The following is a 16,027-nucleotide window of genomic DNA, read 5'->3' on the forward strand; positions in this document are numbered from 1 at the left end:
ACCGGACTCGTGATAAATTTATGGGCGATATAATTAAACCCGCCGCCTTTCCGCCGGTGAACCTGTAGAGCTGCGAGCGGAAAAGCGGATAGGACGCTGATTTAGATTACAGAAATTTCAACATTTTCTCAGTATTTAGTATAATAGGGACATACAGGAGAGGTGATGCCGTGGCAAAAGAAACAGTTTTATTTAAAGCAAGGATTACTAGTGTTGACAGTCTTAGAGGTATCGCATTGTTTGGAATCCTGCTTGTTAACATACTTTCCTACTTTTATCCGGTTGCCTATATGGATCCTGCTGTCTGGAGAAAAGGATTTCCTTTTCATTTTATTTACATATTCATTGATATTACGGCACAGGCTAGCTTTTATCCGGTTTTTTCTTTTTTATTCGGCTTTGGAGCGGCGGTATCTGCAGAGAGGTTTTTGCATGAAGGAAAATCATTTTCTCTGTTTTTTGCAAAAAGGCTGATTATCCTCAGTATTTTTGGCATTGTTCATGCTTTTTTAATATGGAGCGGAGATATTCTCATTCATTATTCTCTATTTGGTTTTGCTTTTTTGCTGTTTTATAAATGGGAGGGGAAATTCCTGCTGTTAACAGGGGCTGCGCTATATATTATTCCTTTTTTTCTGACAGGAGTGCTAATGGCTATGTCTGCAGATAACCCTGTTAATGCAGGGGCTGCAATGGCCGGAAAAGCTTTGAATATGTATCAAACGGGTACCTTTGAACAAATAACCATGATGAGAATAAAAGAATGGCAAGAAATGAATAATGCAGAAAGCTTTATATTTCTATTCTTATCTGTTTTTCCATTTTTGCTCATTGGAGCCGGATTTGCGAAATTAAGATGGTTACATGCTCCGGATCAGTTTAAAAACTTGCTCGGAAAGCTGGCTGTTATTTCTCTTGTTGCCGGTCTGATTTTAAAGTTTCTTCCGTATGCAACGGTCTCAAATTCTCTTACGGAATTTATCCAGGACCAGTTTGGAGGGCCGCTGCTGTCAATGTTTTATATTACTGGAACAGCCCTGGCGCTGCAGCAATATGCGGGGAGCAAACTTTCATGTCTTCTTGCTGCAGCTGGGAAAATGTCGCTCAGCAATTATATACTGCAGTCAATTGTTTGTACCATGCTGTCTTATTCATATGGATTGGGTTTATATGGAAGGATGACGCTTGCAGAATGCCTTGGCGTCGCAGCTATTATTTTTTCTTTGCAGCTGGGTGCAAGCTTTATTTGGATTCAGCGTTATTATTTAGGGCCTATTGAATATGTATGGCGATTTGCTTCCTACGGAAAAAGACCTTTCATGAAGAAGAGGCGGCTATAAAAAATATATGATAGGAGAGGGAGAACATGAAATTTGGAACGATTAGGGCAGAAGGAAAAAGCGTGCTGGTGCTGGTGGAGGAGGAAAAGCTTTTGCTTCTCCAAAAGGCGGCTGCGAAAAGCGGAATCAAAATGGCATCTTCTCTTGAGGAATTAATAAACAATGAAGAGAGCGAACTAAATAATGCAGAAAGCATCCGAAAATGGGTGAAAGAGCAAAAAGACAAAGAGGGTTACTATACAAATTTTGAAAGTGCAGACTGGGAAGCGCCGATTCCGAGGCCATCTAAAAATATTTTCTGTGTGGGGAAAAATTATACTGAGCACGCAAAAGAAATGGGAAGCGAAGCGGATATTCCGGCAGACATTATGATGTTTACAAAAGCTCCGACTTCAGTGATAGGGAATAAAGGAGACATTCCTATCCATTCTGAAGTAACATCACAGCTGGACTACGAGGGTGAATTAGCTGTAGTAATCGGCAAAAAAGGGAAAGGAATCAGCAGGGAAAAAGCACTGGATTACGTATTTGGGTATACGATTTTAAATGATGTAACAGCGAGGGATCTGCAGGAAAAACATAAACAATTCTTCTTGGGAAAAAGCCTGGATGGGACCTGTCCGATCGGACCGGTGATTGTGCATAAATCTCAAATTGGAAATCCGGGAAGCCTGGAAATCCTGACAAAGGTGAACGGAGATGTACGGCAGCAGTCCAATACTTCCCAGCTTATCTTTCCGGTAGAAGAAATCATTTCTGTAATTTCCAAAGGAATGACACTTGAGCCTGGAGATATTATAGCTACTGGAACTCCTGCAGGTGTCGGCAAGGGCATGAAGCCTCCTGTTTACCTAAAGTCTGGTGACAAGATTGAGGTTACTATTGAAAAAATAGGCACGCTCTCAAATTCAGTCCGATAACTTAATTAAAGCTGAGAAGAAAGGGCGATACCTGTTTTTCTATAAATGTGTATGATATGATGATGAAGATTATATATTAGGAGGGCATTGTAATATGACCACACATTTGCACATAACGACCTGGGTAATCGCCATTATCCTCTTTTTTGTTTCATTGTCCATGTATAAGAGCGGAAATTCGAAAGCAAAGGCTCTTCATATGGCAACACGTGTTTTTTACATATTGATCATCCTCTCAGGCTTTCAGCTGATTGGAAGCAGTTTTTCGTATTATGCAGGAAAGCTGATCATGGGAATCGTGGTCATCGCCTTGATGGAAATGACACTTGTCCGAGCAAAAAAAGGAAAAAGCACAGGAATTTTTACAGTAATATTTGTTGTTGCTTTCCTGATTATCCTGTACATGGGATTATCCATGCCTCAAGGATTGCACCCATTCAGTTAATAAGAAGAAAGCACCGTCTTTTAAAATGCACCCCAACTGTTAGAAACCAATCTAACAATTAGGGTGTTTTTTTGTTTAGAGAGCAGAGGAGAATTCAGGGCTTGACGTTTCATTCAAAAGGGTCTAATATAGGTTATGTAAAGTAACTTAAATAATAAAAAGTTACTTCTTGTGATTTATGAAATGGTTCTTATTGAGAAATGGAGAACATGAGGATCATTTACTGAGCAGCAATAAGTTTTACTCTCACAGAAACTAAAAGCAGCCGATAAGGGCTTTTCATAGAACACAAATAGTGCAATCGCCCAAACAGCCCCTCAGACCTCGAGGGGCTAAGCGCCTTGCAGAAAAATATTGGACATGAAAAAAGAAGAAGGAGGAAAACTGAATGTATCAAGTAACACTTACAGTTGATTATCAGGGCAGAAGATATCAAACAAATGTAATTGCCAATAAAGGCGACAGCAGCAAAAAAATTGAGAGCATTGCTATGCAGCAAGTAAAAAAACAGTTATCTGCATAATAAAAAAAAAAGACATGAAAACAGCAGAGGCTGTTTTCATGTCTTTTTTTTGTATTATTGGCCTAGGCCCCCAGGACGCGGCGTAAGTAGTCTTTGATCCGCTATTCAAGGCGCTTACGCTTTTTATGAATCCAGCTTCAGCGCCTAGCCCCTCGAGGTCATAAGTCACATAAGAATTGAAGGCAAAAAGCGCCTTCTATTCTTATGCGCCTAATGCTGGTCGGGGCTGAACAAGGCGCTTGCGCTTTTTAGTTTGGGATTATCCATTTTTCTGCCCATGTTTGTACGGGGGAAAGTGCTTTTCCGAGTTCAAAGCCTTTTTTTGTAAGGCTGTATTCTATTTTGACGGGGCGTTCTGCGATGACATTCCGGATTACAATACCCAGTTCTTCAAACTCTTTCATCCGCTCTGTTAGCATCCGCTTGCTCAGGTTGGGCACCATTTCGTGTACTTCATTAAAACGTCTGGGGCCATCCATCAGCACGTGTATAATCAAGCCTGCCCATTTCTTTCCGATAATTTCATATGAGAATTCAACTTTGGGGCATAATTGAAGCGGTGATTTCATTTTAGATCTCCCTTTAGTTACTTTTACTGTCATAGAGCATTATAAGTAATTTAAGTAAATTATACATGGAATACTGCGAAAACTCAATTGTTTCAGGGGGAATTGCCCCAAGCGTGCAGTGAGTTTCTTTAGATTGAAAAGCAGAAAAAAAAGACTTGCTGGTATAACGTCAGCAAGCCTTTCGATTAAAGGTTGTTCATTTTCTCAATTACAATTCTTTTTCCGGTGTTCATGGTAAATTCAAACCGGTCATGGGATTTCTCGGCATAGCAAAAGTGATGCTGGACGGAGCATATGTCTGTACCGTTGTCGAAAGTAAAAAAATTAACACCTGACCGGCTTTCTGCCTCTTTTAAAAAAGTCAGCTGATTATAGCTGTAAATACAGTCATAAATTGAAAAATCGAGGGAGTTCAAAGTCGTAATAAACTGAAAAAAGGAATCGTCATTCAATTCTTCAAGCAGCCTCTCAAATGAGTAAATCAGCTGTTTACGGATTCGTATCCGTTCTTCATCCATTAAGTAAAGAACTTCTTTGTTGAATCTTACGGCCCCATTATCTTCAATTATTCCTTTTCTCCATCTATGTCCTCTGAAAACTTCAATATCCTGGTGCAAATATTCATCCAAAGAAGAGGCTTCATCAGTTTCTTCATCAAAAAATATCCATTGATGATTGATATTTTCCACTGTTCCTGCTGAAAATGCCCTGGATTGGCGCTGGAAAAGCTTTGCTCGCTGCTGTTGACTCATAATTTACCTCCAAAAGTGGAATGCCTCACCTACTTTTTTGACAAAATTCCAAGAAATTATAACTGAATCTATTTAATAAGAGCTTCATACAATGATTTTACTGGGTGCGTTTATAAAAAACGCAAGCCGTTAAAAGGGCGGGGTTCCACCACACATCTGTTTTTTAATAAGGACAAATAACCATCCTCTGCAATTTGCATAGGCTATTTTAAATCGCTATTAAGCTGCACTCAGTCTGAATATGAAAAATCAGCGTATATGTCGGCGCTGCTGTAAAAGAGGCCGTTTGGCTTTTCTTGCTCTCCGGCTAGAAAGGATGGATGGATATGTGCGGAATAACCGGCTGGGTCCATTTTCAAAAAGACCTGACAAATGAAAGAGAAAAAGTGGCGGCCATGACCGAAACATTAAAGAAAAGAGGACCCGATGAAACAAATATTTGGAATGATACTCACGCAAGTTTCGGGCATAAGCGGCTAACAGTGGTCGATCCCATAGGCGGCAAACAGCCAATGGAAAAGGAACACGGCAGCTTGAAGTATACTCTCGCTTACAATGGTGAATTGTATAATACGGAAGATATACGTAAAGAACTGTTATTAAAAGGATATTCCTTTAAGGGGCATTCTGATACAGAAGTTTTGCTCACTTCCTATATAGAATGGAAAGAAAAATGCGTGGATTTTTTTAATGGGATCTTCGCTTTTGCCATTTGGGATCATCATGAGCAAAAATTGTTCATCGGAAGAGACCGTTTAGGTGTAAAACCTTTATTTTATGCAGAAAAAAATGGCGGGCTTATTTTTGGGTCTGAAATTAAAGCCATTCTGGCACACCCTGACATAAAAACTGAACTGGACCGTGAAGGATTGGCTGAGGTGCTTGGACTGGGCCCTTCCCGATCACCTGGATCGGGTGTGTTCAGGGGAGTTAATGAGCTGAGGCCAGGGCATGCAATGACACTGTCACGGCAGGGCCTGCGGATTTGGCGGTACTGGAATGTAAAAAGTGAACAGCACATGGATACACTTGGCGAAACAGCAGAAAAGGTCCGTTTCCTTGTGAAGGATGCTGTAAAAAGACAGCTGGTGTCAGATGTACCTTTATGTACATTTCTATCTGGAGGAGTGGATTCAAGCGCAATCACGGCCATTGCTGCAGAAGAGTATAAGAATGAAGGCAAAGGAAGGCTCCATACTTATTCGATAGATTATGAAGGAAATGACCTGTTTTTTAAAGCTAATGATTTTCAGCCCAATTCAGATGGACCATGGATTAAGCTGATGTCAGACACTTTCGGCACTGCCCACCATAAATCCGTCATCTCCCAGGAGCTGCTGACAGATTATCTGACCGAAGCGGTTCATGTAAGAGACCTTCCTGGAATGGCTGATGTCGATTCCTCACTACTTTGGTTTTGCAGGGAAATCAAAAAAGATTTCACTGTTGGATTATCAGGGGAGTGCGCCGATGAAATTTTCGGGGGATATCCATGGTTTCATAGAGAAGATGATCTGAACCGGCCCGGGTTTCCCTGGATGAGATCAACAGAGGAAAGGGTGTCACTGCTGAAACAGGGCTGGCAGGAAAAGTTAAGGCTTGAAGAATATGTACGCTCCCAATATTTACGGACTGCAGCAGAAACGCCTAAATTGGACGGGGAAAACAAAGAAGAAGCTAAAAGGAGAGAAATGTTTTACCAAAATATCACTTGGTTCATGACTACTCTTCTTGACCGGAAGGACCGGATGAGCATGGGGGCGAGCCTTGAAGTCCGGGTGCCGTTTGCAGATCATCGTCTCGTGGAATATGTCTGGAACATTCCTTGGGAAATGAAAATGACCGGAAACAGGGAAAAGGGGATACTGCGGAAGGCATTGGAGGGTCTGCTCCCCGATGAAGTGCTGTACCGCAAAAAAAGTCCATATCCTAAAACCCATAATCCTGTTTATACCGAACGTGTGGCAATGTGGCTGAAGGATATACTGGAAGACAGGAATTCTGTGCTGTATGAGTTATTTGATAAGAAAAAGCTTGGAGATATTCTGGAAAGCAGGGGTGCTGCATTTAAGGTCCCTTGGTTCGGGCAATTAATGTCAGGTCCGCAATTGCTGGCCCATCTTGCCCAGATGCATGTATGGTTCAAGGATTATAATATTGGGATAGTCGAATCCTAAAGAAGGCTGCGGGGCATTTTAAAATCCCGCAGCCTTTACATTTATCCTATTATTTTTCAGTGTTTGAATCAGAAGATGAGATAATAATAAATCCATAGCTTCCTAACTCAAGAGATGGAACTGAGCCAGTTTTGATTTCTGCGGAAGCAGAAAATAAACTGGTATATTCCGCATCACCTGGCAGAATTGCTTTAACTGGTTCTCCGGAAGGATTTGCAGCAATAAGTACCGATTTTTTATCAGTGAACTTGCGGAAAGCAACAAGATTTTCATGCAGAGAAGGCAAGAATTCAAATTGTCCCTCATTTGAAAGAAGTGGCTCTTCCTTACGAAGCGCAATAAGTTCTTTTATATGATGATACATTCTAAGGTTTTGTTTTTCTTGATCCCATTCCATACACTTGCGGCAGCCAGGGTCCATTTCACCGGAAAGTCCTATTTCATCTCCGTAATAAATGCAAGGTGTTCCCATAAAGGTAAGAAGCAGTGAAAAGACAAGCCTGGTTTTGTCCTCATCTCCGCCGCATTCTGTCAAGATCCTAGGTGTATCATGGCTTCCGACAAGGTTGAATGCCACACTGAAGACATTTTCCGGGTAGCTATGGTAAACAGATGAAATATTGTTCATAAATTGCTGTGCATTGATTTTATCAAATGCTAATAGATTTAAAATATTGGCTGTAAACGGATAATTCATGACGGCATCAAATTGATCGCCGCGGAGCCATGGCATGGAATCATGCCAGATTTCCCCGAGAATATAAAGATCAGGTTTGATTTCCCTTACAGTCTGCCTGAACTCCCTCCAAAACTGGTGGTCAATTTCATTTGCCACGTCAAGCCGCCAGCCGTCAATATCAAATTCTTTAATCCAATATGCTGCTGTATCCAAGAGATACTTTTTAACGTCCTTATTATACGTATTCAGTTTCGGCATGGATCCAACAAAGCCAAAAGTTTCATAATTAGGGCGCTCTCCCGCATGCAGCGGGAAGCTGTGAGGGTGGAACCAATCTTTATAAGGAGAATTTTCCCCATTTTTCAAAACATCCTGAAAAGGTTCGAAATAATAGCCGCTGTGATTGAAAACAGCATCAAGCATAACACGAATGCCCCGTTTATGGCATTCAGATACAAGTCTCTTAAGTGTTTCCTTATCACCGAATTGAGGGTCGATTTCAAAGTAATCGATTGTGTCATATTTGTGATTTGAATGGGCCTTGAAAATTGGAGTGAAGTAGATTCCATTTATGCCGAGATCTTCAAGGTGGTCAAGATGCTCGATCACACCTTCGAAATCACCGCCGAAGAAATTATCTGGGCTTGGCTCCTTGCTGCCCCATGGAAGAGCACCTTCCGGGTCATTGTCACTGTTCCCATTTCCGAATCTCTCAGGGAAAATCTGGTACCATACAGTTTCCTTTACCCATTCTGGTGCGTTAAATACTTCTGTTTTATGAATGTATGGAAAAGCGAAGTAGTATCCGACATCACCCGGCGCTTCTTCAAAGAATCCCTTCTCAGTTAAATATGTTTCCTCTTCTTCTGACTTCAGAAAAAATCCATATCGAATCCTTCTATATTCAGGCTTGACATGAATATGCCAGTAATCAAAAAGACTATCGCTGCCGGAAATTTTCATTGGCTCTAAAGAGGCTTTATCCCATTCATATGGGTCACCATGCAGCAAATGGACTTCTTGTATATCATTTTTCTTCGTTCTGATTCTGATATGCAGTGTTTCCTGATCTGTCGGATAAATAAAATTATCTCCAGGACGGTGAAATATTGCAGCATGTTCCATCTAGTAATCCTCCTGTGTAATGCAATCGATTGCATCAATTTTTTTAAAAAACTCAAAGTTTAGAATAAAGGCTACTTTAAAAAATATCAGAGTGAAAGCTATACAGCAAGAAGTTTGCACAGCTGTAAATACCATTCCCTGTTTAATATTCAAGTCATATAATTGTAAAAATTTTCATTTTAAAAAAATACTTGTAAAAAATAATAATGATTGTATAATAAAGTCATAAAGTAGTGCAATCGGTTTCACAAATGGCATCTTGAAATAATAAGTGCTTACATATCCTTCTATCAGGAGATTTATAGAATAATATAGGATTTCTTTGTTAGTATATGTTAGCGTTTTCATTTGAGGTAATTTTGCAGAAAAGTGCAAACGTTTGTGCAAACTTAAGAAAAGAGAGTACATATTTCAGGGGGGAAATAGAATGAAAAAGTCACTATCTATTTTAGTGTTATTCGTTTTGCTTGTCGGCATGCTTGCTGCGTGCGGACCGAAGCGTGATACTGCTGAGCGAAAAAATGCGACTGGCGGTAAGAATACAGAAGAAAAATCAACAGAAGCAAAACCGGAAAAACTGGTTGTATGGGAAGATAAAGATAAAGGCATTGCTTTAAAGCCTGCAGCTGAAGCTTTCACAAAGAAATACGGAATCAAAGTAGAATACAAAGAATTGAACATGGCTGATAAAATCCGCGACCAATTGCGTCTTGACGGACCAGCTGGAAATGCCCCGGACGTAGTTACATTGCCGCATGACCAAATCGGCCAGGTTGTTACAGAAGGCCTTATTCAAGAAATCAAAGTAGATGACAGTGTTCTTTCTACTTTCAATGACTCTGCTGTCGATGCAGAAAGATATGAAGGAAAACTTTATGGTTTGCCAAAAGCAACTGAAACTCCAGTTTTCATTTACAACAAGAAATTGATGGATAAAGCTCCTGCTACAATGGATGAGCTTTATGCAAAATCAAAAGAAATGACTAAAGACGGCAAATATGGCTTCCTTGCTCTATTTGACAACTACTACTTCGCACACGCAGTAATCGGCGGAATGGGCGGGTATGTATTCAAAGACGACAACGGCAAGGTTAATCCTTTAGAAGTTGGCTTAAATAACAAAGGTGCTGTCGAAGGCGCAGCATATATTCAAAAATGGTACAAAGAAAAGCTATTCCCTAAAGGCATTATCGGAGAAAGCGGCGGCGCAGCAATGGACGGTTTGTTCAATGAAGGCAAAGCAGCATCTGTTATGAACGGTCCTTGGGCATTCCAGGGGATGAAAGCAGCTGGAGTTGACATCGGTGTTGCTCCAATGCCTACACTTCCAAATGGAGAGCACATGAAAACGTTCATGGGAGTTAAAGGATGGCATGTAACGGCATTTACAAAGAATCCTTACTGGTCCACAAAGCTGGTTGAGTTCATTACAAATGCAGATAATGCGAAAATCCGTTTCGAAAAAACTCAGGAAATTCCTCCTGTGAAATCATTAATTAAAGATCCTGTCATTGCAAATGACGAAGGAGCAAAAGCGGTTGCTGAACAATCCAAATATGCACTTCCAACACCAAATGTTCCAGAAATGGCCGAGGTATGGGGTCCAATGGCGTCAGCGCTGCAAACACTTGCTACTAATAAAGCAGAACCTAAAGCTGCGATGGATGATGCTGTTAAAACAATAAATACCAATATTAAATCTAACCATCCATCAAAATAATTGATTCAAATAACAAGGGCGTACCTCCATATACATATGGGGGTAATGCCTTTGTTTAAACAAATGAGAGCAAACGTTTGCGCACTTAATAAATAATTTCCCTAATAGAAAGGGTAGGCTGATTTACCATGGATGCAAGCACTCCTATAACGAAACATAGAAGGAACGCTGCCCTGCTTTCCATCATTCCTGGATTTGGGCAATTTTATAATAAACAATACGTTAAGGGCTTCATATTTTTGATTTTGACAGCAGCTTTTTTCAGCTGTTTTTCGGATACACTCAGCTGGGGATTTTGGGGGCTGTTCACTCTTGGAGAAATTCCGGGCTTAGATCATTCAGTTTTCCTTTTGATTGATGGTATCATAGCCTTGCTGATTACTGTAATCGGGCTGATCATTTACGCATTGAATATATATGATGCACAACATAATGGCCGAAAACGGGATGAAGGTTTTAAACTTAATAATGTTAAAGAGCAATATCATAACCTTATGGACAGCGGTTTCCCGTATTTAATGTTTTCACCCGGATTTCTGCTGCTGATTTTTGTGGTTATCCTCCCAATCATTTTTGTTATTTTGCTGTCATTCACCAATTATGATTTATATCATTCACCTCCAGCAAAGCTTGTGGATTGGATTGGCATCCAAAATTATATTGATATCTTTAAGCTTGACCTTTGGAGAAAGACCTTTGTAGGTGTTCTTGGCTGGACGATTGTTTGGACATTTGGTGCTACAACCATTCAGGTAGCAATAGGAATTTTCCTGGCAATTCTTGTGAATCAAAAGGACTTAAAAGGAAAAGCGATAATCCGTACTATTTTTATTCTTCCTTGGGCAGTTCCATCATTTGTTTCAATCCTAATCTTCTCAGGTATGTTCAATGAATCCTTTGGAGTAATAAACAACGGTATCCTTCATGCTTTAGGCATAGGCCCAATACCGTGGATGACTGAAGAAATGTGGACAAGGCTTGCATTGATTTTCGTTCAATCCTGGCTTGGATTCCCGTTCATTTTTGCCATGACAACAGGAATCCTTCAATCAATTCCTGACGAGCTGTACGAGGCAGCAACAGTGGATGGCGCGTCAATTTGGCAGAAATTCACCAAGATTACACTGCCTATGGTTCTTTTTGCTACAGCACCGATCATTATTACGCAATATACCTTTAACTTTAATAACTTTAATGTTATCTATCTATTTAACGGCGGCGGACCTGCAATTCCGGGACAAAATGCCGGCGGTTCCGATATCCTCATCTCTTGGATATATAAGCTTACAATGACTTCAGCCCAATACGGGAAAGCTGCAGCCATCACTATGCTGCTGTCACTCGTTGTGGTAGGAGTAGCATTGTGGCAATTCAAACGGACCAAAGCATTCCAAGAGGAGGTATAAGATAGAATGAGCATGAAAAGAAGCAGAATCATCCGTTTGACACTATCTTATCTGGTAATTATTATTATGAGCGGCATCGTCATTTATCCTTTGCTATGGGTAATCGGCTCTTCGCTTAATCCGGGAGCAAGTCTATCAGGGTCATCAATGTTTCCAAAACATCCGACATTCGATCATTATAAATATCTGTTTAATAGCGGCAAATCCCATTATCTTGTATGGTATTTCAACTCTATTAAAATCAGCATTTTTACCATGATCTTTACTGTAATAGCAGTTTCTCTTACTGCTTACGCTTTTTCACGATACCGCTTTGTCGGAAGGAAAAATGGTCTAGTGACCTTTTTGATTCTTCAAATGATACCAAACTTTGCAGCGCTTATTGCGATTTATGTGCTGGCAACACGAACACACTTAATTAATACACATGTAGGATTGATCCTGATTTATGTGGGCGGACAAATCCCAATGAACACCTGGCTGATGAAGGGGTATCTGGATACCATTCCTAAGGAGCTGGACGAATCAGCAAGGATGGACGGAGCTGGCCATCTGAGAATTTTCTTCCAGATAATCATGCCCCTCGCCAAGCCGATTGTAGCTGTAGTCGCCCTGTTTGCCTTCATTGCACCGTTTGGAGACTTCATACTTGCGAGAATCATGCTCCAGGATGATGAAAAATATACAATGGGTGTAGGTCTGTATGAAATGGTTTCTAAGCAATTTGGAAATGAATTCACTACCTTCGCAGCAGGGTCCGTGCTGATTGCACTTCCTATTGCAGCATTATTCTTAATGTTCCAAAGATATTTCGTTTCAGGTTTGACGGCTGGGGGTACAAAAGGCTAATCTTAAAGGCGTAAAGAAGTATAGGTAGGGGGAGCGGAAATGAAAAAAAGAGTGCTGTCACTCCTTTTGATTCCGTTTCTTCTTTTTTACGCCCTTCCCGCAGAAGCTGCTGAAAAAGAAGAACGAACTTTGGGAGACGAAGTAATTTATTCATTGGTGATCGACAGGTTTAATGATGGTAATGTAAAAAATGATGCTGGCGTAAATGTTTATGATGCACATGCCTATAACGGCGGAGACTTTGCCGGCATTACAGAAAAACTGGATTATTTGAAGGATATGGGATTTACATCCATTCTTCTTTCACCTATTTTTGATAATGAAGGTGAAAGCTTTCACAGCGGTCTGGTAAAAGATTTTTACAAGCCTGATGAGCATTATGGAACGATAAAGGAATTCAAGAAACTTGTTCATGCAGCACACAAGAAACATCTGAAAATTATCCTGGATTTTGATGTGGACACCATCGGCCCGCATCATCCCTGGCTAAAGGATCCAGCAAAGAAAAATTGGATACAATCAAATAAGGAAGACAGCAGCACAGGAAGCGTTAAACTGGATCAGGAAAACCCGGAAACTAAGAAATATTTAGTGAGTATGGGGTCATGGTGGATTAAGGAAACGAATATTGACGGCTATCGCCTTAATAAAATGAATGATATTTCTCAGTCATTTTGGCTTGATTTAGCACATGCTGCAAAATCAGTTAAAAAGGATTTTTATTTAATTGGGGAAATGCAGGATTTAAGCCAGAAGAGCATCCTGGCCTATGAAAAGGCTGGAATCAGGGGGTTCATGGATCATACGCAAACAGACCCTATGCGCTCGGCTTTTAAAAAACCAAATGGGGATTTGAGCCCGCTATTTTCTGAGTTGAACCGAAATCAACAGGCATATACTAATCCGGAGGCTTCTGAAAAATTCATAGACAATCAGAATATGCCCAGGTTTACATATGATATAAATGCAAGGCTGCTGAATCCTGGCACAAGATGGAAAATGGCATTATCTTACATGTATACATCACCGGGAGTACCGGTCATCTATTACGGCTCCGAGATAGCGCTGAACGGCGGAAAAGCTCCGGATAATCAAAGATTAATGGGCTTTAAAACAGAAAAAGAACTAATAGATTACATCACTAAGCTTGGGGAACTTAGAAAGAAATATCCCTCTCTAAGAAAAGGCAGCATAAAGCTGCTTTATGAAAAAGATGGCATGGCAGTTTTTAAACGAACATATAAAGAAGAGACTATGGCAGTGGCTATCAATAATACAGATAAGTCTCAAACCGTGCGGATTTCAGGCGGGGAATTTGAGAAGGGGAAAGAACTGAGAGGCTTGCTTGAAGGAGATCTTGTGCGAAGCAAGGGAGACACGTATACAATCATTCTCGATCGTGAAAAAACAGAAGTGTATGAACTTGCTCCTAAATCAGGAATAAATATGGCTTATATTTTTGCAATGGCAGCAGTTATCATTGCGTTTGCAATATTTATCGCCCTTATATTAAAAAGAGGAAAGAGAAATCTCTCATGAATATGTAAGCGGTGAAAAAACTTCTCTCGATTCTTTGTATGTTTAACATCAGGAAAATCGGCATAGCCAGCTTTTGCAAATAATAAATTGCGAAACGATGATTTTCAGAAAAAATCCGATAAACCTGGAATCGGGAGGGATTCTTATGGAAAAGAAATGGTGGAAAGAAGCGGTAAGTTATCAAATTTACCCGCGCAGCTTTATGGATAGCAATGGAGACGGAATTGGTGACTTAAAAGGAATCATTTCCAAACTGGATTATTTGAAGGAATTTGGGATTGATGTTCTTTGGATCTGCCCATTTTATCAGTCGCCTAATGCGGATAATGGATATGATATAAGCGATTATCAGGATATAATGGCCGAATTTGGCACAATGGATGATTTTGATCTGCTACTAAAAGAAATACACGCGCGGGGCATGAAGGTCATTTTGGATCTGGTGATTAACCATACAAGTGATGAACATCCATGGTTCATTGAATCACGGTCATCCAGGGACAATCCGAAAAGGGACTGGTATATTTGGGAGGAAGGCCGTGAAGGAAAAGAACCGAATAACTGGGAAAGTATATTTTCCGGCAGCTCCTGGAAGCTGGATGAACTCACAAATCAATATTACCTTCACATTTTCGCTGAAAAACAGCCAGACCTGAACTGGAAGAATAAAGAGGTCAGAGAGGCTCTGTACGATACTGTAAATTGGTGGCTTGATAAGGGTATTGACGGATTCAGGGTCGATGCCATCAGCCATATTAAGAAGAGGGACGGTTTCCCTGATATGCCAAACCCGTTCGGGATGGATTATGTGCCAGCTTTTGACATGCATACAAATCAAGAAGGAATACTTGATTATCTGACAGAACTCAAGGACGAAACATTTTCTAAGTACGACATTATGACAGTAGGCGAAGCAAATGGCGTCAGGCTGGAGCAGGCTGATGATTGGGTCGGAAGCGAGAATGGAAAGTTCAACATGATTTTTCAGTTTGAACATTTAGGACTATGGGGAAAAGGTTCAGAAAAATCCATTGATGTGGGTCAATTGAAGAAAACCCTCACGAAATGGCAGAAAGGCTTGCATAACCGCGGCTGGAATGCGTTATTCCTTGAAAATCATGATCAGGCCCGGAGTGTATCTACTTGGGGAGATGATGGGCAATACTGGCTTGAAAGTGCAAAAATGCTGGGTGCATTATTCTTTTTCATGCAGGGGACTCCATTTATTTATCAAGGGCAGGAAATCGGCATGACAAATGTCAAATTCTCATCGATAGAACATTATGATGATGTGGGTATGAAAAACTATTACCGCATTGAAACAGCAAAAGGCAGGCCTCATGAAGAAATCATGAAAATCATCTGGCTTAGCGGAAGGGATAATTCCCGGACTCCAATGCAATGGAATACAGAAGACAATGGCGGCTTTACAACAGGTAAACCATGGATGAAGGCCAACCCAAACTATTTGCGCATCAATGTTTCGGATCAGCTTGCAGATCAGAATTCGATTTATCATTTTTATAAAAGCATGATACGCCTAAGAAAGCAGCATCAAGTTTTTGTTTATGGAGATTATGATCTGATATTGGAAGAACATAAATGTGTATACGCGTATACACGAAATTTGAATGGTCAGCAAGCTTTGGTTCTCTGTAACTTCGGCAGCGCGGAATCAGCTATTAGCTTAACTGAACTTGATTGGAAAAAATCAGAGCTGATCCTGGCTAATTATAGTGATGCAGAAATTGAATTGCCTGAAGATTTCACATTACGGCCTTATGAAACCCGAGTGTATTTGTTTAATGATTGACCTATGAAATAATCAGTGCGGATTTTGGGTTGAGCGAGTATGCGGGACTCCTGCGGGTTATTGCCACAAGAGGATCCTTCCCGGAAAATCAGTGCATAAAATGGAAATTAGCGGAGTCCTTGGAATATGACCAATTTAAAAAGGGTATGGATTCATGGACACAGCCAGGC

General features: G+C 40.6%; 13 protein-coding genes. 10 read left to right on the forward strand and 3 right to left on the reverse strand.

Annotated elements, in window-relative coordinates:
* Positions 1 to 170: 170 nt before the first annotated feature.
* The 4 genes from BM126_RS01075 to BM126_RS01090 all read left to right on the forward strand — a co-directional run bounded on the left by BM126_RS01075 (position 171) and on the right by BM126_RS01090 (position 3,228).
* Positions 171 to 1,340: a DUF418 domain-containing protein gene (locus tag BM126_RS01075; protein WP_090987387.1), complete on the forward strand. Its 1,170-nt coding sequence runs from the start codon at positions 171 to 173 to the stop codon at positions 1,338 to 1,340.
* Positions 1,341 to 1,366: 26 nt separating this feature from the next.
* The gene (locus BM126_RS01080; protein ID WP_090987389.1) at positions 1,367 to 2,260 is read left to right on the forward strand and encodes a fumarylacetoacetate hydrolase family protein; all 894 of its coding nucleotides are present in this window, start codon (positions 1,367 to 1,369) and stop codon (positions 2,258 to 2,260) included.
* Positions 2,261 to 2,354: 94 nt separating this feature from the next.
* Positions 2,355 to 2,705, forward strand: a complete 351-nt coding sequence (locus BM126_RS01085) for a YisL family protein (protein ID WP_071350140.1) — start codon at positions 2,355 to 2,357, stop codon at positions 2,703 to 2,705.
* A gap of 388 nt (positions 2,706 to 3,093) precedes the next feature.
* Positions 3,094 to 3,228 carry a BA3454 family stress response protein gene (locus BM126_RS01090; protein ID WP_090987391.1) on the forward strand — a complete coding sequence of 45 codons (135 nt, stop codon included), beginning with the start codon at positions 3,094 to 3,096 and terminating at the stop codon, positions 3,226 to 3,228.
* Positions 3,229 to 3,476: 248 nt separating this feature from the next.
* Here the strand turns inward: BM126_RS01090 and BM126_RS01095 are convergent, their stop codons facing one another.
* Both BM126_RS01095 and BM126_RS01100 read right to left on the reverse strand, forming a co-directional pair.
* The gene (locus BM126_RS01095) at positions 3,477 to 3,797 is read right to left on the reverse strand and encodes a winged helix-turn-helix transcriptional regulator (protein WP_090987392.1); all 321 of its coding nucleotides are present in this window, start codon (positions 3,795 to 3,797) and stop codon (positions 3,477 to 3,479) included.
* Between the two features lie 185 nt (positions 3,798 to 3,982).
* The gene (locus BM126_RS01100; RefSeq protein WP_090987394.1) at positions 3,983 to 4,549 is read right to left on the reverse strand and encodes a DUF2777 domain-containing protein; all 567 of its coding nucleotides are present in this window, start codon (positions 4,547 to 4,549) and stop codon (positions 3,983 to 3,985) included.
* Positions 4,550 to 4,875: 326 nt separating this feature from the next.
* Between BM126_RS01100 and asnB the strand changes: the two genes are divergently transcribed.
* Positions 4,876 to 6,726, forward strand: coding sequence for an asparagine synthase (glutamine-hydrolyzing) (gene asnB / locus BM126_RS01105; protein WP_090987396.1), 1,851 nt, complete (start codon positions 4,876 to 4,878; stop codon positions 6,724 to 6,726).
* A gap of 49 nt (positions 6,727 to 6,775) precedes the next feature.
* On the opposite strand, the gene BM126_RS01110 is transcribed toward asnB, so the two are convergent.
* Positions 6,776 to 8,530 carry a glycoside hydrolase family 13 protein gene (locus BM126_RS01110; protein WP_090987397.1) on the reverse strand — a complete coding sequence of 585 codons (1,755 nt, stop codon included), beginning with the start codon at positions 8,528 to 8,530 and terminating at the stop codon, positions 6,776 to 6,778.
* A 427-nt stretch (positions 8,531 to 8,957) separates the two neighbouring features.
* Between BM126_RS01110 and BM126_RS01115 the strand changes: the two genes are divergently transcribed.
* The 5 genes from BM126_RS01115 to BM126_RS01135 all read left to right on the forward strand — a co-directional run bounded on the left by BM126_RS01115 (position 8,958) and on the right by BM126_RS01135 (position 15,857).
* Positions 8,958 to 10,250 (forward strand): extracellular solute-binding protein, encoded by a 1,293-nt coding sequence (locus BM126_RS01115; protein WP_090987399.1) that lies wholly within the window; start codon positions 8,958 to 8,960, stop codon positions 10,248 to 10,250.
* 128 nt (positions 10,251 to 10,378) lie between these two features.
* A complete protein-coding gene (locus BM126_RS01120) occupies positions 10,379 to 11,656 on the forward strand; it encodes a carbohydrate ABC transporter permease (protein ID WP_090987401.1) in 1,278 nt (425 codons plus the stop codon).
* A 6-nt stretch (positions 11,657 to 11,662) separates the two neighbouring features.
* Positions 11,663 to 12,505 (forward strand): sugar ABC transporter permease, encoded by an 843-nt coding sequence (locus BM126_RS01125; protein WP_090987403.1) that lies wholly within the window; start codon positions 11,663 to 11,665, stop codon positions 12,503 to 12,505.
* 39 nt (positions 12,506 to 12,544) lie between these two features.
* The gene (locus tag BM126_RS01130; RefSeq protein WP_090987405.1) at positions 12,545 to 14,044 is read left to right on the forward strand and encodes an alpha-amylase family glycosyl hydrolase; all 1,500 of its coding nucleotides are present in this window, start codon (positions 12,545 to 12,547) and stop codon (positions 14,042 to 14,044) included.
* 145 nt (positions 14,045 to 14,189) lie between these two features.
* Positions 14,190 to 15,857, forward strand: a complete 1,668-nt coding sequence (locus BM126_RS01135) for a glycoside hydrolase family 13 protein (protein ID WP_090987407.1) — start codon at positions 14,190 to 14,192, stop codon at positions 15,855 to 15,857.
* The last annotated feature ends 170 nt before the right edge of the window (positions 15,858 to 16,027 follow it).

This window comes from Bacillus sp. OV322, assembly GCF_900112495.1.
Lineage (GTDB): Bacteria > Bacillota > Bacilli > Bacillales > DSM-1321 > Peribacillus.

Bases quoted from the DNA above. Each gene is read 5' to 3' on its own strand.
- BM126_RS01120 (WP_090987401.1), top strand. From the start codon at position 10,379: ATGGATGCAAGCACTCCTATAACGAAACATAGAAGGAACGCTGCCCTG.
- BM126_RS01090 (WP_090987391.1), top strand. From the start codon at position 3,094: ATGTATCAAGTAACACTTACAGTTGATTATCAGGGCAGAAGATATCAA.
- asnB (WP_090987396.1), top strand. From the start codon at position 4,876: ATGTGCGGAATAACCGGCTGGGTCCATTTTCAAAAAGACCTGACAAAT.
- BM126_RS01080 (WP_090987389.1), top strand. From the start codon at position 1,367: ATGAAATTTGGAACGATTAGGGCAGAAGGAAAAAGCGTGCTGGTGCTG.
- BM126_RS01125 (WP_090987403.1), top strand. From the start codon at position 11,663: ATGAGCATGAAAAGAAGCAGAATCATCCGTTTGACACTATCTTATCTG.
- BM126_RS01095 (WP_090987392.1), bottom strand. From the start codon at position 3,797: ATGAAATCACCGCTTCAATTATGCCCCAAAGTTGAATTCTCATATGAA.
- BM126_RS01100 (WP_090987394.1), bottom strand. From the start codon at position 4,549: ATGAGTCAACAGCAGCGAGCAAAGCTTTTCCAGCGCCAATCCAGGGCA.
- BM126_RS01110 (WP_090987397.1), bottom strand. From the start codon at position 8,530: ATGGAACATGCTGCAATATTTCACCGTCCTGGAGATAATTTTATTTAT.
- BM126_RS01130 (WP_090987405.1), top strand. From the start codon at position 12,545: ATGAAAAAAAGAGTGCTGTCACTCCTTTTGATTCCGTTTCTTCTTTTT.
- BM126_RS01135 (WP_090987407.1), top strand. From the start codon at position 14,190: ATGGAAAAGAAATGGTGGAAAGAAGCGGTAAGTTATCAAATTTACCCG.
- BM126_RS01085 (WP_071350140.1), top strand. From the start codon at position 2,355: ATGACCACACATTTGCACATAACGACCTGGGTAATCGCCATTATCCTC.
- BM126_RS01115 (WP_090987399.1), top strand. From the start codon at position 8,958: ATGAAAAAGTCACTATCTATTTTAGTGTTATTCGTTTTGCTTGTCGGC.